The sequence below is a fragment of the Psychrosphaera sp. B3R10 genome (assembly GCF_018861025.1).
Classification (GTDB): Bacteria; Pseudomonadota; Gammaproteobacteria; order Enterobacterales; family Alteromonadaceae; genus Psychrosphaera; species Psychrosphaera algicola.
Genome location: NZ_JAHKQH010000044.1, coordinates 46,236 through 70,626 on the forward strand (window position 1 = coordinate 46,236; position 24,391 = coordinate 70,626).

The window sequence follows — 24,391 nt, forward strand, 5'->3', positions numbered from 1 at the left end:
TATATAATCGATATCCTACTTATCAAGTTTTACAAAATAACCCTTCATGCTTCGCTGCATAGACTTTCGAGCAGACAAAAAAAAAGGAGCGATATCCTTATCGCTCCTTTTTATCACAACAACAACTTCCAGTTTCTTTTACAACTTCTTTACTTCACAACCTAATCTTTATAGGTAATGGAGATATCTTCTAAACTGATGGTCGCACCGCCTTCAGAACGCAATGTGATGAAGGAAGTTGATGTAGCAACTAATCCATCAATTGTATAGGCTTGGCCTGCCACAAAGTCACTCAGGGCCACAGAGTAGAACTTAGAGCTTCCACCATGAATGCTACTGCCACTGCTTGATGTTGTGTTATCAACATAAAGTTGGAAATTACGTGAGGTATCGTCAGCAACACTCGCCACCGTAAAGGTGACTTGGTACGGCTTACTTAAGTCAAAAATACCGGTTGTTTCAGTATCTGCTGCAGTTGTATTGATGCCAGGTGTTGTATTGCCAATACTCACTCGAGCACCAGTTATCGTTAACTGACCGTCAGCAACCGACACGGTCCCCGTCACTTTATGATACATCGCTGTGCCTGAACCGGCGCTACCGGATAGGTTTTTATAGGCATTGCTAAATAAAATGTCTGCGCTAGCAACTTCAAAATCTTCGGTGATTGGTAACACAGCATAAACGACTGGGTCATCATTGCCACCATCCACGATTGGGTCTGCAACATCAGGAATGTCTAATTCAGACTGGTCCACAATTCCTACGCCAACATTCGCTAGCACATAATCTTTGACGTCGGCGACTGGCAATAAATAGGTATCGTAGTCGTATGGAACTTCATAGGTCGATGTTGAACCATCCGCAGGAGAATAAACCGCATCTCCTGTATCTGGCGTGGTGTAAGTCACGTTAGTAAACGCATTATCACGGACGTTCCAAAAACCAATTTCTCTTGAATAAAACGACACAATTGGATTTTGCACATTTTCAAATACATTCGCTTCAATTAACAATTCAGCCCCCATTCGAGAGTTAATGCCACTTGAATTAATGTTTGAAAATACGTTGTTATACAGATGACCAAAACCATATCTGAACAGCGGTACACGAGACTCTAAATTATTAAAGTAGTTATGACGGTATGTTATAAATCGTTCGCCACTGTCGTCATCACTTGAGCCATTTAACATGCTTTTGTAATGGTCGTGAACATAGTTGTGAGAAAACGTCACGTGAGTTGCCCCTGCTTTTGTATCAAATAACCCGTCGTAGTCGTCTTTCCCAACGTTTAAGTTGCCATGTAACTCATTGTGGTCAACCCAGATATTCCCCGTTGCAACGTTGTCATCACCTTCAATTCCAATCGCATCTCCAAACGAAGCTGGTACATCATGAATTTTTAAGTTTTGAATAATAACGTTACTCGTCCGACGCATTGAAATACCGATACCAGCGAACTCTCCGCGATTCGCGACACCAACAATTGATACATTGCTAAGATCTTTAATATTAATGTTACCCGTCAAGTTACCGCTATTGGCTGGAGTAATCGTACCATCAACATAGATAATTACTGGAGTGCCCGCAGATTTTGCCGAAGCAAGGGCGTTTTGCAACGCCACACCGTTGTCGACCGTGACCACAGTACCACCAGCACCACCGGTCACTTCCATTAAGTGACCACCAAATCCGCCATCACCATCTGGCGTAGTAACAACAACATCTGCTATAACCGGTGCGTCAAGTGGTGTTGGTTCCCATCCTGCACCGCCATTGTAAGATGCAAATACTGAGGCGCGATCTGAGTATGGAGCCGCTTCTGGAGCAGACAATTCAAATGCCACGTTTGCTTCACGACCAGAGATATCTAACGAGTTACCTTCTAAGTCCATGCTGCCGTATTCTCGCCAACCGGCAACCGCTGACGCATCAGACGGATTTGGCATTGGATTTGTGTACCAACCTTTAGTACTTATATGGGCACCCAATCGGTTGTTAATCAATACAATATTATCAAACGCATCGGTCTTACCGGCACTTCGCGCAAAGTAGATTGAGTCGTCTAATACGTTGTTACCTTTAGGACCAGGGCCACTCGTAAATGTATTGTTTAAGAACACAAAACCCGGATCATCAACATTTGCAACACGGGCTTGTAGAATGTAATCACCGCCACTGTCAGCCGGCGCATCTTTTGAATCACCAATAGTGCGAATTTCACTGTTTTCAAATAGTGTCGCTACTGGATAACCCCAGATGAAGTCAACATTACCGGCAACTAAACAGTTATAAAACCAAGCATAACCTTTCATCAACAAGGTATCTTGCTCACTGATAAAGTTCATGTTGTTAGCCACCAAACGATAACTACTATTGAAATAAATTGTTTCCGCTTGGTCACCAGAGCCTTGACGCATATGGGTGTTTTTCAGCGTAAAGTTATTAAGAACTAACATGTCAGCACTTTCAACTAAGAACACTGGACGGCCGCTTGAGCCACCATTGAAGCCATCAAAGTTGTCATACTGAACAATCGTATTTTCACGGCTTTCACCTTGAATAGTAAGATTGTTTTTGTTTCTCAAGAACAACATTTCATTATAAACACCATCTTTGATGGTAATAGTCATCGGCGTATCTTTATCCGTCATGGCGTAATCTAACGCGCCTTGAAGTGTTCTAAAGTCAGCTGCACCGTCGTCATCAACCACTAATTCGGTACCAGAAGGTTGAGTTGAACGTGTTGAAAATGTCCATCCAGCCTCTTTACCTAATCCGTCAAAATCTATGCCGTTAAGTGTTGTATCGTTAGCCACGTCGTTGCCGATCACGACATAATATTCTTTGTTGTAATCAAGTGCGCCTGAACTAGGTGTTAAGACAAGCTTGTTCCCTTCAACCCGCATTGGATGATATTTAACAACACGTGTTTTATCAGACGTTAACCCCAATGTATTAACGTCTCCGGCTAACAACAATTCATCAACCAATTCATCCGTTGCCGAATCAAATATACGAACTTGGCCTACAGTACCCAACGTCGGCGCGGTGTCGAATTCAATCACTAGATTTGTGTCAACATGTTGGCTGAAACTAGCAGGTAATGGGCTTAATTTCGTCGATATATTCCCGTAATTCGTCATCGATTCGATGAAAGACGCACCTACTTCAATTTCTAGGGTTTGGGTAATCGTCGCATCGGCATGAGAAACTAATGTTACCGTCGTCGTGCCTTCAGCTACGGGACTTATTGTGACAGTCGAACCTAAGACAAATACTGTTGCGATATCACCATCTGCCGTGATGGCGGTAACTTTATCTGCTGTAACACCATCCCCTAACAATGCCGACACATTTAGCACGAGCGGCACGCCACCAGCCGCACCTGACCAACTCGCTTCCGTATAATCGGTTGTGAGCTGAATAGGTTTATTGGCTACATCACCAATCATAAAGTCATCTAGTTCAAATGAGCGGTTGTAAGTAAAAATACCCGCAAGACCTTGAGCTGTTAAGTTCGTGTCGTTAAAGCTTCCTTTAAGTTCACCGTTTATGTACAGACTCAAATCACCGGCGACCATTTCAAAACGAACACGATACCAAACACCATCATCTGTTCCATCGCGCTCACCTAAGTAAAACGGCTGTTTTACTTGGACGGGACGACTTAGTGCGTCCGCTAGGTTAACTGCAACTTCAGCTTGAGTCGAAGACGGTGAATTTTGCAGGTTAATACCACCTCCGTACCAGTTTTGATCATCAACATATCGACCTAACAAGAACAACTGTTTGTTGGCTGTTGTACCATTTTGGCGCGGCCTGATCTTTGCTTCCACAAAGTAATCAGCTGCAGGAACAGACGTCATTGCCGACGTCTTCAGGGTTGCTAAAACACCCCCTACACTCCCTGCGGTATATTGCATTACCGCGTTGCCATCTAAATCAACAACAGCAAAGCTTCCTTCCGGTCCATCTAAATTGCCAACAGCCGCGTTAATGTCCCAGTTATCCAGCGTGCCAGAGGTAAAGTCGTCACAAAAATATAAGTCTGTACGTTTTGTGCAATCTAACGTTTTTGGCGCGACTTCTGATGTATCTGGCGCTTCTAAATACTCAATACGCAGGTTGTCGATTGTCACTACACCGCCGCTTTCCGTGCGTAATTGTAAAAATGAGCTTTGAGTCGCTAACATGCCATCTATTTCAAGTTGGCCCGTTGTCATCTCAGCAATTTTTTGGCTATAGAATTTCGATGCTCCACCATGTATCGACTTACTGCTGCTACTCGAACTGTTATCTACATAGACGATAAAGCTGTTGCCCTGATCTGTTTCGATAGGTTCGCTGACGCTCACAATATCCATGATAATTTTATAAGGCACACTTAAATCAAACACACCGGTAGTTAAAACATCCGTACCCGTTGTTTCAACATCTGGTGTGCTGTGGCCAATACTAAAACGTGCACTATCTAATGTCAGTTGACCGTCTGTAATGGTTAACCCGCTGCCACCGCCGGTGACGTTGTACATCGCGATTGAATTATCAATCGGTTGTGCTAAATAAGCCGGCGTAAACAATTCTTCTATTGTTGTATTGAAATCTTCACTAACAATAAGATTTGTTGGGATGTATTCGAATCGCAAGTTGTCAATTTCAACAACACCACCGCTTTCAGTGCGAAGTTGTAAGAAGGACGTTGGTGTTCCAATAAAGCCTTCAACTTCCAACTCTCCAGGGGTTAATTCAGCGAGTTTGACACTAAAGAACTTGGAACTACCACCATGAATTGAACTACCACTGCTACTGGTATTATTGTCCATATAAATGATGAAACTGTTGCCCTGATCTTCGGCGACAGGCTCACTCACACTTAATACGTCCATAACGATTTTATACGGTTTGCTGAAGTCAAACGAACCTGTTGTGACAACATCGGCTGCGTTTGTGCTACTTACACCTTGAGCAACGTCACCTATCGTAAAGCGTGCGCTGTCCAAAAGGAGGGTGCCTTCGGTTGTTACTACAGCCGTACCGCCCGTTTTAGTGTACATTCCTTTAGTATCATCACTCGCCTGTGCACGGTATTCAGGGGTATAAAAACCACTGTCACTGACCGGAAAACTTTCTTCAAAAAATACATTTGGATCGTCATATTCGATGCTCAAGTTGTTGAACTCTATAGACGCACCTGTTTCCGTTCTAAACTGTAAAAACGACTGTGACGTTGCAATCATACCTTCAATGACAAGCTCGCCAGTGGACAACTCTGATGGCACAACTTGATAGAATTTTGAGCTACCACCGTGAATCGATTTACTGCTGCTCGAAGTATTGTTATCGACATAAACTTGAAATGTTTTTCCATCGACAGAGTTTGAAGCTGCAATCACATTTAGTTTAATTTTGTAAGGTCGAGACAGGTCAAATACACCCCGAGTCGAGGTATCGTCGGCCGTAGTTTCCACTTCTGGTTTGGTATCACCTATTGTGAATCGCCCTGCATCTAACAGCACACCTTGGTCTACAACATCTACATTGCCGCCTGTGCGTTCGAACATTGCAACATCGTCGCCAGTTAGACCAACATCACCATCAACAGCGGCAAATTCTGGCGTGAACAAACTTGCTGTGGTGGTCGTAGTGAAGTCTACTGAATAAGGCAAAGCGACCTTAATTGCAGGTGCTTCAACGATGTATTCAATACGTAAATTGTTAAATACGACAATACCATCACTGCTGGTTCTAAATTGTAAAAACGACGTTTCAGTACCAATATCGTTACCTGGAATTACCAGTTCACCAACCGCTAAATCTAGAATATTAGATTTGAAAATGCGTGAGGTCTCGCCATGCATCGAATTTGCAGATGAGCTCGTGTTATTGTCGACGTACACTTCAAAGGTATTATCCCCCTCGGCGTCGCTGACACTCACAATATCCATTACAATTTGGTATGGACGGCTTAAATCAAGCACACCACTTGCCAATAAATCAGCCGCTGTGGTTTCAGTGCCAGGTAAATAATTACCCATAGTGAAGCGGCCACCGTTTAGCTCGATACCTGTATCAACAACGGCAACATTGCCCCCAGTTCGCACAAATAATGCTAAATCATCGGTTTCACTAGCTGCACCACTTGTGGATAAAAACGCTGGGCTAAATAAGCTTTCCGTCGTCGCTGTTGTAAAATCAACAGTGTCTTCAAATACAATTTTTGACGGTGGAATAAAGTTATCTGAAGGGTCAACCGCAGTCGCTACCGTATCAATTTTCAAATTGTCGATGGTAATACTACCCGCACTATCCGTTCTAAATTGGAAAAATGAATTGGTAATTGATGTATCTAAAACACCTCGAGCATCAATGTGCGTCAGGTCTGTACCAGTAACTACATCTTGTCCCGGGACATACGTGTAGGTAAAAGTTTGGCCAACGGGGTTGTTATCCTCGTTGATATCTTTCCCGTAAAACTTAGATGGCGCACCATGAACCGAGTTGGCTTGACCCGTTGTATTGTTATCAACGTAAAGAGACAACGAACCAGCGCCATTATGGGCGATTACATCAAAGCTCAAGGTAAAACCTTCGCTAATATTGTAAATGCCGGTACTAAATGTATCGCTTTCGGTAGTTTGACGAAGTAAATCTTCTGCTGCATTGCCCACTGAAAAACGTGCGCCAGCTAACGTTAATGTCCCCGCGTCAGAGTCCAGCACTGGGCTGCCCCCCGTTTTTACATATAGGGGTTTGTCACTTAACTCTTTTGACAGCGATTGATAGCTAGAAGTGAAAAAGTCTGCGGTTGTAGTGCTGAATTCTTCTATCAGTTCAAAACCAACTTCGTCTTCTCGCTCTAACAAACCAACTAATTCTGCGTCTGCTTGGGCTTGGCTAAATGTGAGTAAGTTTAACTTGTCATCGTCGTTTTCTGCACAAGCAGCAACTACCGACGCCAACCCTTTATCGGATTTTGATTCAACACATAAACTGTATACGTCATCAACGGTATTGTATGAACGCGATACCAAGTATGTCACTTCATCGCCAGCGGTTAAGGTCAGTACTCGGCGGCCAAACTCAAAATGGTAGGTTCCCGATACTTCAGTTGAATCCGACGCTGTATAGGTATATGAACCAGTCAAGCCAGTATCATCAGCTGGGGTAAAATTGTAATTTGCTAATACCGCAGCTTGACCAACAATCGCTGGGTTAAATACGCTACCCGTAAACGCAGATACGTTAAAAGCACTGCCAAATAACGTACCAAATTCGGTTTCTAAATAACTGACAAAATGGCCAACGGCGACATCATAACTGACTAAACTTGCGGCACCGCCAGCGGCTGGTAACCAAGTTTCAACATCCGCAGCAAATTCATCTGCTGGGCGATTGAAATACTGTTCAATCGTTTGATCCGGCGCAAGTGTCATTGTTGCCACTGCCGCGGCATCTTCGCTAATTGTTATTCCATTACTGGCATCGCCATCAGTATCGAGTGATTGTAATAACCTTAAAGTATTCACCACCGGCTGACTAAATGCAGTATCAGCATTAAACAAATTAAGTGGCGTCATCACCGATGCAACTGGCACCGATGGAAAGACAAAGTCGCCAATTGAGAAGGTAATTATTTCTCCACGGAAATAAGGGAATTCGCCATTTTCGTTTGTCGTGCCATTGACCACAGTATCCGAATTGTACGTTAAACCTTGTACTGGACTGTCGACAAACTTACCGGTAAGCGCCTTTGGTGGCGGCTCTTTCACATTTATAGTGCTCTCCGCCCCACAACCGAATAATACGGATGCAGTCAGGAAGCTGATAAACATATTTCGTTTACTATTTTTATTATTGAAATTATTCATAATTTAACCTTTAACTTGCGTCTTTCTGCCTAGTACAACTTGTAAGTCACACCAAGTTGGAAGGTGCGGCCGTAGTTTTCTTTTTGATACATAATGTTCCCACCACTTTTTTCATTACCTTCGAAATAACGTAGGTCTTGATTTTCAGTGAGGTTGATAGCATCGAAATAAACAGACAGAGCGCCGTTGATTTGGTATTTGAATTTGAAATCGACTGTCGATAGTTCGTCTTGGTAACGGTCGGCCCACAATTTACACTCGGTATAATCGTTGACATTGACCCCTTCAGGGCACGAACCGACTTCTTCCAAAATTTCTGAACGATAATTGGCGATAATGCGTGCCGATATATCGTCGTTTTCCCAGCCAAAACTTAAATTTGCGGTTAAGTCTGCTTGGTCAGGCAAAGGCACAGGGTCTAGTCGAATAGTTGGGTCAAGTTGCGCTTCACTTTCTAAAACAGTGAAATTACTTTGAACAAACAAACCATTTTCAAAGTATTTATTAAAGCTAAACTCACCACCAAATACCTTGGCCTTTTCACCGTTTAGCGTAATGTTCACTTGGTTTAGGGTTAAATCGTGGGGAATAACAAACGAGGTAACTTGTGAGACTGGCAAAGATAAAGGCAGTTCATCAAGCGATCTTGATACACCACTGACATCAACAATAAAGTTGTCGATATCTTTGTAAAATAACGCCGCTTCTAAAAATAGATTTTCGTCAAAGTAATAACTTAACGATAAGTCATAGTTAATTGACGTCATAGCAACCAAATTGGGGTTACCGACATCAAGTAAGTTATTTGACCCTAAAATATAATCCTGCAGCTGTGATAATGTCGCACTTCCTTGCGCATCGTCACAGTCGGCACTTTGCGGTGGGCACAACTCGATGTCACTATCGAATTTAGCGAATCCCCTAGCTTGTTTGAAGGATGGACGAGTAAAGCTTGTCCATACTGCAGCACGTACTAATAGTTCGTCGGTTGGTTCCCACCGCAAGTGTGCACTCGGGTAAAACTCTGAATAATTAATTGACGAGTCAGGTAGTGGAACCGCAATATCTAAGTTACCGCCACCAGCGCCATTAAATTCAAAGTCATCGTTTTCTAAAGATAAAAAGCCGGTAGATGAGAAATCCGTTTCAACATAACGGACACCAGTGGTTAGTGTCATATCAATATTGATTGGAATTTCAGCCATCACATATACTGCTTTGGTATCTTCAGTAATCGTATAATCGTCTTTTGTACTGTCTATCGAGACTTCACCATTCGTTGCCACTGCCGCGGTTTGACGTGTTGCATTGACAATATCTTCAACGGTTTGTTGTGAAACAAATGGGAATAAAAAGTTACTGTTTTCAGGAATACTCGAGGCATAATCAGCATGAGTTGAGTTAACCGCAGTGATACACGCTTCGTTGCCATTACAGTCTTCAGCTGATGGATCAAAACTCCAACGGTTTTTGTCACGAGCATGTACTCGTTCAGTTACCATTGCGCCAACTTTAATGTAACTTAAAAAGTCGAGGTCAAGCCAAGCGGTGACATCCAACTTACCCGTTTTGATGTCATCGGTGCGTGTACCGCCCTCTAAAAACAAATTGTCAAATTCAAAGTTGTTTAGGTCCGTCGCGTCGCCCGATGCCGAAGTCCCGTACATTCCGTCGGTATAAGCGTAGCCACCAAGTTCAGCCGCTTTGTCGGGGGTGATAGGATATCCTACGATTTCATCACCAGAACCGCGCCCATATACCACAAGGTCACGTTCACGGAATTGAACTCTGCGGTCACCAAGTGATTCGTCTTCGCTCTTTGATTCAGCATATTCATAGGCAATGTTAAACGTATCGGCAATTAAGTTTTCACCACCGACACTAAATGACGTTCGAACCGTTTCACTTTCTTGAATAAAATACTGGTGGAAAACGTCGATATCGGTCAATGCAAATTCAAAGTTATTTGGATTCACCGCGGCGATTTCACCACTACCAACAGAACCTGCATCTTGGAAATCAAAAAACTCCCTAAGCGCAACATCGTCATCGGTAAAGCGCGTGTAGTTGCCTCGAAAATAAAATAGATTCTCTACACTTGGTTTAAACTCTAAATTTAATGAAGCTGCAGAGCGTTTTCTTCCCGCAAGTTCGCGTCGAACTTCTAACTGACGTGGCGTTAATATCTCAGGTCTTGAAGCAAGCTCGGCTTTTTTCTCTTCCGCCGTTAGATTTGGATCGACATCAGCGTCTTGAGTCAAAAACTTCATTTCACCAGTGCTGTGGTGGCGGTCTTCATCGACCTGAGTTTTACGTTCTTCGTGAGAAACAGCAAAACCAATGCCTACCGTTTTATCGAATAGAAATTGGGTTGCATCAAAACTGATCTTTGGCGAGTGCTCACCGCGAAGATCAGAATAAGAATCTTGAACTTTAATTTTTGCGCTGGTTTTGCCACGGTCAAACGCGGAAATTGTTTTAACATTAACCGTACCACCGATTGAGTTTAGATCTTGATCTGCGGTTAAAGTTTTTAGAACTTCGATTGTGCCAAGCATATCTGCTGGCAAGGCGTCTAATCCGATTTTACGTTCGTCGCCGCTACCAGATGCCTCAGAACCATTGATATTGACCGACACAAAACCTGGGCCTAATCCACGTACTGAAACAAATTTGCCTTCACCTTCACTGCGTTGCAGTGTGACACCTGGCAAACGTCGTAGCGATTCAGCTACGTTTTGATCGACAAAGTTACCCAAATCGTCACTGGCGATTATTGAACTCAGACCCTTTTTCAATCGCTCAAGCTCTCGAGCTTTTAAGTCCGTTTGTCTTACGCCTTGAACTTCAATAACTTCAACGTCTTCTTGCGCTTTTGTTGTATTGTCTTCATCCGCATATGCATTACTTTGTAATGCAGCTGCCATACACAACGCTACCGTTCTGTAAGGAAAGTTAGCCATGCCTGCTCCCCGTTATCCGGACTTAATGAGGTCCGAAAAATTGATTACCTGTTAGAAAAAGTGACTCAAATCCTAGCGCCACTTGCTGTTTTATTTTTATAAAAGTTATTACACCGTGGACCACTAATTAAGTGTCAAATCAACTTTATGCCACCGGTGGCATAAAAAACTAGCATTATGTTTCATAAGATGTCAACATCTATTTTTATTTGCAGAATTCTCGATTAAAGGTCAACCATTTATGAAATTTGTGCTGTTTTTATTGCTCCAGACTTTATTGTTTGGACCTATCAGTTGTCATTCGTTTGAGCTTGCTCAAACTGACAAGCTTGCATTCGCTGGCGCAAAAGGTTTTGGCAAATATACTCAAGGTGGCCACGGTGGTGAGATTTATGTTGTAACGACACTGGAGGATAATGAGTCTGCAGGATCACTGCGTCATGCCTTAAAACAAAAACACCCGAGAATTATTCAGTTTGCAGTTTCGGGGGTTATCAAGTTATCAAAACCCCTTAAGATAAATAACAGCCATGTCACCATCGAAGGCCAATCGTCGCCCCGCGGCGTTGCTATTGTGGGTGCACCATTTGTGGTATCTGCTGACGAGGTGATTATTCAACACATGCGATTTCGTTTAGGGACTTATGGATATGCTGAGGATGCCCTTACCGTTCGAAATACCAAAAACGTTATTGTTGATCATTGTTCAATAAGCTGGGGTACAGACGAAACCGCCAGTTTATACAACAATGAAAACTTCACTCTGCAATATTCAATTATTTCCAATAGCCTGAACAAATCGATTCACCCAAAAGGTGAACATGGTTACGGTGGTATTTGGGGCGGGCAAAACGCGTCATTCATTAACAACCTTATTGCCAATCATAAAAGCCGAACACCCAGATTAAATGGCCATAGACTTAAATCGCCATACCCAATCGATAAAGAATATGTAGAGTTGGTAAACAACGTCATTTATAACTGGGGACAAAACTCGGTGTACGGCAGTGAAAATGGCCGCTTCAGCTTGGTAAACAACTATTATCTACCAGGGCCAAATACAACAGCTGAACGCTTTTTAGATTTATGGTTTAGTGACCGTTTAACATCGGCGCAGGCGTATATTAGTGGCAATGACTATTATGGTAAAAGCTGGCTTGATGATAATTTACTTGGCGTGATTGTGAGAGACAATAAAAAGAAAAAAATCAAACCTTCTGCTGTTCCTAGCTTATTTACTCAGTCTATTTTTAACTCGGCCTCACAGAGATTCGCGCATGTAAACGAGACAAATCAGTCTGCAAAATCGATTATTGATGCTCTAATCACAACAAGAGATATCGGTGCATTCAAAACTGCTCAGGGCAACTTCCACGACTCGGTTGATAAGGAAGTTTTAATGCAATTGGTTGATACTTTGGCAGGTAAAAAAGTGACTTCGGGCATTATTGATCATGAAAATGAGCAAATTGGATCTCTTCAACGCTATCAAGCTGAATTTTCAAACTAGGCTTAGCTTGAAAGCTTGGTTTGAAGGCTTAGCTTGAAGGCTCAGTTTAAAGTCATAGCAATCATCGAAACTTTATGGAGAATTCCCACATGGATACGTGGGTTTGCTGTTGCTGTTGCTGTCGCTGTCGCTGTCGTTAACAAGCAAAGCCTTATTATTTCGCTAACCTCACTTTAGCGACATCATAATCGCATCTTCTTTGAGGTTTGAATCAGGGATAGAATAATATTGCTTTCTTCGCCCGCACTCGACAAAACCATAACGATGATACAAAGCAATCGCCGCTTGGTTAGAAGCTCGGACTTCCAAAAAAACTTGGTCTGCATTTAGGACAACAGCTTGTTCTAATACTTGTCCTAATAACTGGCCGCCATGACCTTTATTTTGATGTTGTTTCGCAATACAAATATTTTCAATACTCAATTCACCTGCGACCAAGTCAGTAAAACAATAACCAACGAGTTCATCAAGCGGTTTAGCTTTTTTAAACAAACCAAAATTGTGACTGCGAGAACCAAAACTTCCCTCAATGGTTTTTTCACTCCAAGGTGTCAGGTGACTTTGCTGTTCAACACTGACGATTTGGGTAATGTGACTTAAATTTAACTCAATGAGTTTCATGTTATTTAGGGTCTTGTACGTAGTCGCATAAAAATGCCCATATGGCTTTTTTATTGTGGGCTGACAATGACTCTAATGGGGATGTTGTTAACTGCGGAAATTCAAAACTGACTTGATTTGGCTCCGATATTAAGCGCCACGCTAACTGCCCATTAAGTTGTAACTTGTCGGCCTCAACAACTAAATTAGGAAACAACACCCGTAAGTCAGTTAACCACTCTTTATCTACCTTATCCCATGGTAAATAAACGATAGTGGGTTTAGCGGCTTGTTGGGTATTCGGTTTTGTTAATAAACTTGAGAGCGATGGGCGACTGCTGGATATCGTTGTCGAAGAGTTAGCACGATTCGGTTGTAGTGTACTTGTATTGTTTGCTTCGTGGTTTAGCGATGTGACTTTCAGCTCAGCCGGGTCTTGCTGTTGAGTCACCTGGTGATTTGATTGCAAATCTAAAACTTGGATCCCGAGTTCTGCTAATGCTTGTTGCTGAAGGTTTGAATACACGTTACACACCATTTTTTGCGATTATCAAATGGTACAAAAAACCAATGAAAAAGTCTTTATATGTTTTGCTCAATAAACAAATACCTGCGCTAATCACAAAGACGTTGATTTGGCACTATCATCAAGTGTCTATTTTTATCGAGGATCCATTGCATTAATAAGGTTTTACGATATTGATAGCTATCGTCGGTTACCTTTTCCAAACAGCGTTTAGCGCTATCAAACAGCCCCCTTCTACGATAAATATCAGCAGCCACCATAGCGTCAAACTCAAATGAGTCATCACCACCTTTCACTAAGTTACAATTAGATGCCTTATTACTTTGCCTATTAAATCGCAACAATATTTGATTTTCGATTTCTTGGTGTTTAGCTCGATATTGGACTTTCCAAATAAAATCTTGATGCTGCCAACGCCGTTTCGCCACCAACAATTGATTATATTTGTGCATGGCAATGAGTTGACACTGACGTTGCAGTGGCACAGGAATTAGACTTGCTGTTGTTATTGTCGCCGCCTCGAACCAATCGGGTAATTCAGGTAAGGGTAGCTCAGGTAATTGAAATGGTTTTTCAACATCAAATACCAAATCTAGTCCAAACAAACTCCGCCAGAATGAAGGGTAAACCCGTTTAATCGTTACGACCTCACCGAGTGATTTTAAACCACCTACATTTGGAATGAGTACGTCACATACCGTACAACGACCAATGACAACGCCGCAGTCGTAAGGCGCAAATGTCGACCCACCATCGGAATATTCGACTGACCAAAGATTACTAAATGAAGCCAGGCGACTTCGTTCATGTTTTTGACCACAATATGGGCAAGCAATTACGTCGGGTGCGCTTAATCTGGTCATTTCAACTTCCTTTTCAAAATTAAGTGCTTAGAAATCCCTTTCCAACCACTATGTTTAACATCCATGTCATCGTCGTTCCCTGTAGATACTGTACATGTCGCCAACCTGTACAGACAATAACTGGAAGTATGTACACGTATAAAGATTAAACCTATCTCCTCATCAAGTAACTCTACTATGGGGGAATTTCCAACTATCGTGCTTAAGTAAAGTCTAGATGTGTATTAAATTTATACGGGATGTCAGTTTTAACAACGAATTTAAGCAATTGTCGAACGTTCTATTTTATCAATCGTAATTATTGATTTTGCTCATTATACTTAATTATCGAAATTCCCTAATATTATTCTTGCCCTGTCAAACCACGTTGTCAAACAACAAGGAAAAAGATTAAAAGCTGACATAACCCCTTGAATTACGGGTTAATTATCTTTTTAACATCACCTTAAAAAGACAGAAAGGTTATGGCAAAAACTCAAACAAGCGCGGCGAACAAAGTTCCATTTATTTTTGTACTTTGCTCAATCGCTTTTTGTGATTAGAGATTACACAACTTTCAACTACAGTTGATATGTCACTACAATTAATAAACCCGAAAAGGGGAAGAATATGGATAACAATTCAAACGGCAAATGTCCTTTTGTTCATGGTAGCAATACTCAAATGGGCGATCACGGCACCAAAAATATGGATTGGTGGCCAGAACAATTAAACATAAAAATCCTTCGTCAAAACGATACCAAATCGGATCCAATGGACGAAGGTTTTGACTACGCAGAATCATTCAAAAAATTAGATTTACCACAAATCAAGCAAGATCTAGTCGCTCTAATGACCGACTCTCAAGATTGGTGGCCAGCTGACTATGGTCACTACGGACCATTTTTCATTCGTATGGCTTGGCATAGTGCCGGTACATACCGTACAGGCGACGGTCGTGGTGGAGCCTCTACCGGCACACAAAGATTTGCCCCCCTCAATAGCTGGCCCGACAATGGTAACCTTGATAAAGCACGACGTTTATTGTGGCCGATAAAACAAAAGTACGGCAAGCAAATTTCATGGGCTGACTTGATGATTTTGGCTGGCAACTGCGCAATTGAATCGATGGGACTTAAAACCTTTGGTTTTGGTGGTGGTCGCCAAGATGTGTGGCATCCAGAAGAAGATATTTACTGGGGAGCAGAAACTGAATGGCTAACTGACGGTCGATATACCGGTGAACGTGATTTGGAAAACCCTTTAGCTGCGGTTGAGATGGGGCTTATCTATGTAAATCCAGAAGGGCCAAATGGCGAACCAAGTGCTATTGCTTCTGGTAAAGACATAAGAGAAACCTTTGCTCGAATGGCAATGGACGATGAAGAAACAGTTGCTCTTATTGCCGGCGGTCATACGTTTGGTAAATGCCACGGCGCTGGCGATGCAGCACATGTTGGAAAAGAACCAGAAGCCGCTCCGCTGGAACAAATGGGTCTTGGTTGGATAAGTACTCATGGTTCTGGTAGCGGCGATGACACCATTACAAGTGGCATTGAAGGCGCATGGACAGCAAACCCAACGCAGTGGGATATGGGGTATTTTGATGTCCTATTTGGCTATGACTGGGATTTAGTAAAAAGCCCAGCCGGTGCTTGGCAGTGGGTTCCGATAAACCCTGATCAAGCGCATTTAGCCCCAAGTGCACATGACAGTTCTAAAAAAGTCACCACGATAATGACGACGGCGGATATGGCGCTGAGAATGGATCCGATTTACGGTCCAATCTCAAAACGTTTCCATCAAGACCCGGCGTTATTTGCAGACGTATTTGCCCGTGCATGGTTTAAACTTACCCACAGAGATATGGGACCAAAGTCATGCTACTTAGGTTCTGACGTACCGAGTGAAGAGTTAATTTGGCAAGATCCAATACCTGCCACGCCAGGTGAGTTAATAAACGAAGCTGATATTGACAGCTTAAAACAACGTTTAATAAATTCTGGTTTATCAGGCACTGAGATGGCTTATACCGCGTGGTCTTCAGCCTCGACTTATCGTAATTCAGATAAACGTGGTGGCGCCAATGGTTCTCGTATACGTTTAGCACCACAAAAAGATTGGCAAGTAAATCAACCTGTTCAATTGCAAAAAGTGTTAACGGTGTTAAATACCATTCAAGCAGAATTTAACGGCCAGCATTCAGGTAAACAAGTCTCTATTGCCGACCTAATTGTTTTAGCTGGGAACCTTTCGGTAGAGCAAGCCGCAGAAGCCGCTGGTACAAAGCTAACAGTGCCATTTGCCCCAGGTCGCAGTGATGCTACCGCAGAGCAAACCGATAGCGAATCATTTGCTGTACTTGAACCTAAAGTGGATGGATTCCGTAACTTTGTTTCGACTACCGCATCAATTTCACCAGAAGAAGTTTTGCTCGACAAAGCCCAATTATTGAATCTTACCGCCCCAGAAATGGTTGTGTTAGTAGCAGGTTTACGGGTAATGAATGTCAACTATCAGTCAAATAGCCTTGGGGTTCTTACAGACAATGTCGGTGCTTTGAGCAATGATTACCTAGTTAATTTGTTATCGATGGATACCAAGTGGCAAAAAGCGGATAAACGCTTCCACTTTGAAGGGCTAGACCGTAAATCAAATAATGTAAAATGGACCGCGACTAGCGTAGATTTGGCCATCGGTTCTAATTCTGAATTACGAGCCATTGCGGAAGTCTACGCGAGTGAAGATGCTAAAGATAAGTTTGTAAAAGACTTTGTTAGTGCCTGGACCAAAGTAATGAATCTGGACCGATTTGATCTACTTTAGCGTAAAATCACGAGGGATAATCGCTTTGATTAAGCAATGCAAATACAATCAGAACAATTAAAGAAACTATTATAAATATAGTAAAAAGCCGTTTTATAATTAATATAAAACGGCTATGTCTTTTATCGACAAAATAATGTGTTAACGCCATATCAGCTTCACCGGTGAACACTTGAATTTCCAAGCCACTATTTTCAAGTACAGCGATTGCAAATTAAGTTCCGAGAATGCTAATTTCAAAACTTGGAATTAAAACAGTAAAACCAATCGTTTGCTCTGACATATGTACCTCCAGACCAGTATTTTAAAAATCTAATGTTATTGGCGCTTCGAGTGAAAATTTTATGACATGGATAATGTTCAAATTCCTCGTCAATGCTTGCCAAAAAGAACTCTCTAATTAACGTCCTCGGAAATAATTTTAAAATTTTCGATAAAATATGTGTCACTTCATTTTTCCAAAAACAATACCTATTAATTAACGCAAATATGGCCTTCAAATTTTTGGTCATCAACTGTCAATTAAAGGTATAAAAATGAAAAAGTGCATATTGCTGCAGACTTCCATCGTTTTATTTAGCTTATTATCTGTAGCGTCAGCGAGCGCTGAAACCACTAACAAGACAACTCCTACTCCAGAGATGATTGATTTAACTCAGTGGCAACTCGCGTGGAGCGATGAATTTGAATACCCTAATAGCCAGTTAGACCAAAACTGGATTTCACAAAACGGTCCTACAGAGAATGCTTGGGTTTTAAGCAGTCGTTGGCGAGATAACGCCGTCGTAAAAGATGGTGTTTTGCATTTGATGAGTAAAAAAGAAAACCGCGGTGGGCAAGAATGGACAACCGGTAATATCTGGTCCAAACGTGCTTTTCATTATGGCTATTATGAAGCCCGCTATAAATACGCCGGAGCCTATGGTACCAATAACTCATTTTGGTTTTGGCCAAAACAAGGTGTTGCTGAAGGCGAAAAAGCCTGTGAAATTGACATTAATGAAGGTCACTACCCAAACGTTATGAACACAAATGTTCACAATTGGACTGATACTTATACCCTGCCAAATGGCCGCGTAACGCATTCGGATAATCAATTACACCACACGTTGATGGGTCAGCCCGATCATACAATCGCTTTAAGAAATACGATCAAAACAAAAAAAATACGTTTACGTTCTCAAAATCCAGCATCAATTCATATTAATGAATTCAGAGTTTTTGCCCCTTCTTCAAGTGGCTACCCTAATGCTTTTGACGAAAAACAAATGACAACCGTAACCAATTTGGCGTTGGCCGAAGACGTTTCGTTAGTAACTAACGGCATATACTCACGACTTGTATCCAAAGAAGAATTCGCCATAGACGACAGAATTGACACTCGTTGGGTCTCCGAAAAACACGGTGATAAGTTTATTGAGTTGAGCTGGGAGCAGGAAAAAAGCATTGGCGCAATTCAGTTTATAAATGGCTGGTTACAGGAATCTGGTCCTTCAAAAGGTTTTTATCGCAACTTGATCACTGACTATCAAATTGACTATTACGATGGCAATAAATGGGTTGAAATTGCTAACTACGACGCTGCGAATGTCGCCGACTTTTCTGAGGAATATCATACTTATGGGTTAGCTTGGGATAAAGATTATTTCAAATTTTACCTAGACGGCAAGTTATACCACACCATGCGTAACGAGGTGTGCTTCAGTGAAACAACCATGTTGTTCAGTCTAGCCATACTAAAAGCAGCAATTGCAGGTCCTGTAAGCGATGATATTGACGGCACAAGTATGGCAATTGACTGGGTTCGCTATCACACAAAAAAACCTTAACGACAAATCTCAAATTTAACTTTGAGACGAAAGGAATAATAACAGGACTTATGAAATGAATATTATCGATATTAGTGTGATTTTACTGTTTACCTTGTTAGTAGTGGGTTGCGGTTTAAGCTTTTCGAGCTCAGGAAAAAATATGAAAAGCTTCTTCTCAGCAGGTGGCGCGCTACCTTGGTGGATGAGTGGCTTATCACTGTTTATGAGCTTTTTCTCAGCGGGGACGTTCGTCGTTTGGGGCTCAATTGCCTATAAACATGGTTGGGTGGCCGTCACTATCCAATGGACCATGTGTATCGCAGGCTTAATTATCGGCTTTTTTATCGCGCCCAAATGGCAAAAAACCAGAGTATTAACCGCCGCCGAGTTTATTAAAGATCGCTTGGGCATTAAGGTACAAAAAGTGTACACCTACATTTTTTTAGCCATCGCAAGCTTTTCTACCGGTGCATTTTTATATCCGGTTGCCAAAATTGTAGAGGTCTCTACTGGGTTATCAATAGAACATACCATAATCGCTTTAGGTATCTTAATTTTACTGTATACAGCGATTGGCGGGCTTTGGGCGGTAATCGTCACCGACATTCTACAGTTTGTGGTACTAACCGCCGCTGTCTTAATTGTGGTGCCACTTTCATTAGATAAAATTGGTGGACTTGGTAACTTTGTAGATAAAGCGCCTGAGGGATTTTTTGCCTTAACTAATAGCGAATATTCATGGGGATTCATTTTTGCCTTTGGTCTATACAATCTCTTTTTTATTGCGGGTAACTGGGCTTATATTCAACGATTTACAAGTGTAGATAAACCAAAAGACGCAAAAAAAGTTGGCTGGTTATTTGGCGGCTTATATCTCATAAGTCCAGTAGTTTGGATGATAGCCCCAATGATTTACCGTGCACTAAATCCTGAACTCGCCGGCTTCGAAAACGAAGGTGCTTATTTGTTAATGAGTAAAGAAGTTCTACCAATTGGAATGTTGGGTCTAATGCTTGGCGCGATGATTTTTGCCACATCTAGCTCAATCAATACCTCACTAAATATTGCCGCCGGTGTTATTACTAATGATGTTTTTAAACACTTCAAACCAAATGCATCTCAAAAAACACTGGTAAAGGTTGGAAGAACAGCTACGGGCTTGTTGGGCATAATCACCATTATTGTTGCCTTATTAATACCTTATATGGGCGGCGTAGTTGAAGTAGTAATGACTATGGCGGCTTTAACGGGTGGTGCATTATTTTTACCGCCTATTTGGCTATTGTTCTCACGCTACCAAACAGGCGCTAGTATTTTAACGACAACAATTGTGTCATTAGCCGTAAATGGTTTCTTTAAGTTCATCAGTCCTGAATTTCTGTCAGTGTCGTTAGACCGTGCTCAAGAAATGATGTTAGGCGTTGGTTTACCTGTAATTATATTGGCGGTTTTTGAGCTTGTTTTACGAGCTCGAAAGCAACAAGCACCACTTTATCAAGCCTATGTAGAAGCAACAGCTGCCAGAACAGTTGCCGCAGAACTTGTCTCTAATGAACAACATAATTCTGACAATACAAAGGGCATTAAAGTAATTGGATTTGGTATCACAGCAATAGGGGCGATTATGCTTTCCCTTGCATTTATTGCCGACAAAGGACAAATAGTCGTGGCCACCATGGGCGCAATTATTTTTGCTATAGGTTTAGCGATCTTTTTTGTTTGCCGAACAAAACCACTCCAATCAAGCCCTAAAGATGACAATGACACTTTATTTAACAGAGGCTCCTAGTGGTCTGTGTTTGTTCAGTAGCGACAACATACATTGATGTTCAACGATTAATACACCGCCGCTTTTGTAAAAAACAAAACGTGTAAAGAATAAAATGAGTAATGAACATGACGAATAAATATGACACTAAAGGGTTCCCTTGGCATCTACCGCCAACGCGCCCAAACCGAGACTTGAGTCAAGCTATGGAACGACTTTATAGCAAATACCCGACTCCGAGACCGGAAGACAACCCGTTATTCACAAGCTTTAAATATACCGAAATTGAAGGCTTTGATTATGGTAACCGAGACGGCAAAATCTCTCGTCGTGACCCATCCAAAATTATTTGTGAAAACGGCCGTTATTATATTTGGTACACCAAGCGAAATACGATATCTCCGCCTCGCGGGGCGGACTTATGCACCGATGAAATTCCATCAATGGACTGGGACTTAAGTGAAGTTTGGTATGCAACGAGTGAAGACGGGTTTACCTGGCAAGAACAAGGTGTTGCTGTGCCACGTCCCAAAAAGCCGGCTTTAGGTTGGCGCGCGGTGTGCACACCAGACATTTTAGTTTGGAAAGGTAAATATTACTTATATTATCAAGCCTTTGAAGAAGCTAGTGGAACCAAAGGCGACAACTGTCCTGTGACGGTTTCTTATGCCGACTCCCCCGATGGTCCTTGGACCCCCTGCAATCACATTGTGGTGGAAAATGGCCCTGAAGGAGACTGGGATCAATATTCCATTCACGGCCCTTACCCTATGGTCGTCAACAATCAAATTTACCTTTATTACAAAGCCGCGTTAGGGGTTCGTCCTGACTATTTAGTCGGTAACGGGTTAGCCATTGCGGATGATCCTCTTGGGCCATTTACCAAGCACCCCCTCAATCCGATATTAAATTCGGGCCACGAAACAACCGTATTTCGGTTTGGTAAAGGCATTGCCGCTTTTTCTATTCGTAATGGCATTGAAGCCAATACAATTCAATACTCTGAAGATGGCGTAAATTTTGATATTGCTGCCGTCACCTCCTTAATGCCTGTTGGCGCAGGACCTTTTATTCCTGACATATTCACCAGTGAAGGTGATGGCCAAGGCTTTACTTGGGGGTTGTCGCATTTTTGTGATCATAAAGCGGTTGATACAAAGTTTAGCTTTTTAGGTCGATTCGACTGTGATTTACAGAACAAAATGCCACGTTCTCAGGTCGCTAATAATACCGATGTTATTCATGACCCAAGTGTCTTTTTTGCCCAGGGACTGAGCGACGAAATACGTAATGAACGCATGGTTGCCGCTAAAAACATTGCCCGAAGCAGTGCCCGCAGTTAGATAAGAAAATTAAAGTAGAGTACAGATTTAATGATAAAAGAAAATTTCAGTACAGCTTCGCGTAAAAACAAAACAATTGAACTCAATACCCAATTTGTTATCGCAGGCGGTGGACTTGCAGGCACATGTGCGGCGATTACCGCGGCCCGTGCTGGTCGCAAAGTGATACTTGTTCAAGACCGCCCCGTTTTAGGTGGTAATGCCTCAAGTGAAGTCCGACTGTGGGCATTAGGCGCAACGTCACATATGGGAAACAATAACCGTTGGTCGCGTGAAGGCGGGGTTATTGATGAAATAATGTTAGACAACATGAAGGTCAATTCTCAAGGTAACCCGCTCATTTTTGATGCTTTATTATTAGATAAAGTCGTGGCGGAAAAAAATATCAACTTATTACTCAATACTGCTGTTTTTCAAGTTAATAAATCCGATGACACGACTATTTCTAGTATTGAAGCTTTTTGCAGTCAAAACTCAACCCATTATGTAATTGCAGCCCCCTTATTTTGTGACGCAACTGGCGACGGTTTAGTTGCCTTTAATGCTGGTGCTGCATTCCGCATTGGCGCCGAATCTAAGGATGAGTTTAACGAACAACTGGCATCTGATGAAGCGAATAACGAATTACTTGGGCATACTCTATTTTTTTACAGCAAAAAAGCCGGTAAACCGGTGAGTTATAAAGCTCCGGCGTTTGCTTATACACAGGAAGAAATCGGCGCTATCCCACGCTGTAAAGATATACATGGTACTGATTCGGGTTGTAAATTCTGGTGGATAGAATTTGGTGGAATTCGCGACACAATTTATGAAACAGAAGAGATAAAATGGGAACTATGGAAAATTGTTTACGGTATCTGGGATTACATTAAAAATAGCGGTAAGTTTGAGGATGTTGATGACTTAACATTAGAGTGGGTTGGCACAGTACCGGGCAAACGAGAAAGCCGTCGTTTCGAAGGTAAGTACATGCTTAAGCAACAGGACATTGTTGAGCAAACCCAGTTTGATGACGCCGTATCCTATGGCGGGTGGGCCATAGACATTCACCCTGCAGAAGGAATTTATAGTAACCGCCCTGCGTGCTCACAATTTCATTCTAAAGGAGTTTACCAAATTCCCTATCGTAGTTTTGTGAGCCGTGATATCGACAACTTATTTCTTGCGGGTCGTATTATAAGTGCGACACACATGGCTTTTGGTTCAACACGAGTCATGATCACTTGCGCGCATGGCGGACAAGCCGTAGGTGAAGCCGCTGCAATGTGTAGCGAATTATCGTTACAACCCAAAGCACTTCTAACCTCAGACAAGATGCAAACGTTGCAGCAACGACTTAATTCATTTGGTCATGGAATTCCTGGAATTGCACTAGACAAATCACTCAATCTTGCCACTTTGGCAGACGTTAAAGCTAGCAGTGAACTTGCATTGAGTGGATACGAAAACAGTGGTGAAACCGTTTCGTTAGCGCAATCTGTCGCACAATTATTACCGTTTAATAACGGCCCTGCACCAAAAGTAACTATTCAATTAATTGCCAAGCAAGCCACTGAACTTACCTGTCAACTTAGAGTGAGTTCTAAAGCTGAAAACTATACCCCCGATGTCACTCTCAAAACGATTATTCTCCCTGTACTAAAAGGAAAACAATCACTCAGTTTTGATTTTTCTGATGTAGTCACGCTTGAGCAATATGGTTTCATTTGTTTTTTAGCAAATGATGACATTGAGCTTGCGAACTCTACTCAGCGAGTGACAGGCACTATGCCAGTATTTAACAAGGTTCATAAAGCAGTTTCGAACAATGGTAAACAAACAGCGCCTGTTAATAGCGGTATCGACGAATTCGAATTTTGGACGCCCGAACGCCGCCCCAAGGGACAAAACTTAGCACTGACATTCACTCCAGCACTTAACTCATTTTCGGTAAGTAATGTGCTTAACGGCCATTTAAGACCTTGGTTAAGCAGTAATGCCTGGGTAGCTAACTGGCAAGACAAACAGCCAAGCTTGTGTTTTACTTGGCCATCAGAAACCACGATTTCAACTGTTACTTTGTTTTTTGATACTGACTCAGACCATGCATTAGAAACCGTATTAATGGAGCATTCTGAAAACCAAATGCCTTATTGTGTAACAAGTTACCGACTGAAACTAGCCGACGGCACATTATTAGCCGAGGTATCCGATAATTATCAAACAGTAAATAAAATTGTATTGCCAATGCCTGTAACAACAAAGCAATTAATTATTGAAATAGATCATCCATCTGCTGATGTTCCGGCATCGTTATTTGAAGTTCAAATTAATTAATACCAGAACAAAAAA

At 42.1% G+C, this 24,391-nt stretch carries 11 protein-coding genes; 6 read left to right on the forward strand and 5 right to left on the reverse strand.

All coding sequences use genetic code 11. The features are described from left to right. Window positions 1-161 precede the first annotated feature (161 nt). On the reverse strand, window positions 162-7,871 hold the full coding sequence (locus KO525_RS16950) for a pectinesterase family protein (RefSeq protein ID WP_215965025.1): 7,710 nt from the start codon (window positions 7,869-7,871) through the stop codon (window positions 162-164). A gap of 29 nt (window positions 7,872-7,900) precedes the next feature. Further along, on the reverse strand, window positions 7,901-10,834 hold the full coding sequence (locus KO525_RS16955) for a TonB-dependent receptor (protein ID WP_215965026.1): 2,934 nt from the start codon (window positions 10,832-10,834) through the stop codon (window positions 7,901-7,903). A 241-nt stretch (window positions 10,835-11,075) separates the two neighbouring features. Between KO525_RS16955 and KO525_RS16960 the strand changes: the two genes are divergently transcribed. Then, a complete protein-coding gene (locus KO525_RS16960) occupies window positions 11,076-12,344 on the forward strand; it encodes a polysaccharide lyase family 1 protein (protein ID WP_215965027.1) in 1,269 nt (422 codons plus the stop codon). 168 nt (window positions 12,345-12,512) lie between these two features. Here KO525_RS16960 and rimI read toward each other — a convergent pair whose 3' ends face one another. The 3 genes from rimI to KO525_RS16975 form a co-directional block, all read right to left on the reverse strand. Then, the gene (rimI, locus tag KO525_RS16965) at window positions 12,513-12,965 is read right to left on the reverse strand and encodes a ribosomal protein S18-alanine N-acetyltransferase (protein WP_215965028.1); all 453 of its coding nucleotides are present in this window, start codon (window positions 12,963-12,965) and stop codon (window positions 12,513-12,515) included. A 1-nt stretch (window position 12,966) separates the two neighbouring features. After that, on the reverse strand, window positions 12,967-13,470 hold the full coding sequence (locus tag KO525_RS16970; RefSeq protein WP_215965029.1) for a hypothetical protein: 504 nt from the start codon (window positions 13,468-13,470) through the stop codon (window positions 12,967-12,969). 89 nt (window positions 13,471-13,559) lie between these two features. Continuing rightward, window positions 13,560-14,333 carry a hypothetical protein gene (locus KO525_RS16975; protein ID WP_215965030.1) on the reverse strand — a complete coding sequence of 258 codons (774 nt, stop codon included), beginning with the start codon at window positions 14,331-14,333 and terminating at the stop codon, window positions 13,560-13,562. 609 nt (window positions 14,334-14,942) lie between these two features. Here KO525_RS16975 and katG point away from each other — a divergent pair. From katG to KO525_RS17000, 5 genes are all read left to right on the forward strand, one after another. Further along, a complete protein-coding gene (gene katG, locus KO525_RS16980) occupies window positions 14,943-17,138 on the forward strand; it encodes a catalase/peroxidase HPI (protein ID WP_215965031.1) in 2,196 nt (731 codons plus the stop codon). Window positions 17,139-17,674: 536 nt separating this feature from the next. Continuing rightward, window positions 17,675-18,967: a family 16 glycosylhydrolase gene (locus KO525_RS16985; protein ID WP_252736649.1), complete on the forward strand. Its 1,293-nt coding sequence runs from the start codon at window positions 17,675-17,677 to the stop codon at window positions 18,965-18,967. A gap of 55 nt (window positions 18,968-19,022) precedes the next feature. Continuing rightward, a complete protein-coding gene (locus KO525_RS16990; protein WP_215965032.1) occupies window positions 19,023-20,738 on the forward strand; it encodes a sodium:solute symporter family protein in 1,716 nt (571 codons plus the stop codon). A 107-nt stretch (window positions 20,739-20,845) separates the two neighbouring features. Continuing rightward, window positions 20,846-22,060, forward strand: a complete 1,215-nt coding sequence (locus KO525_RS16995) for a glycoside hydrolase (RefSeq protein ID WP_252736648.1) — start codon at window positions 20,846-20,848, stop codon at window positions 22,058-22,060. A gap of 30 nt (window positions 22,061-22,090) precedes the next feature. Further along, window positions 22,091-24,376 (forward strand): FAD-dependent oxidoreductase, encoded by a 2,286-nt coding sequence (locus tag KO525_RS17000; RefSeq protein WP_215965034.1) that lies wholly within the window; start codon window positions 22,091-22,093, stop codon window positions 24,374-24,376. The last annotated feature ends 15 nt before the right edge of the window (window positions 24,377-24,391 follow it).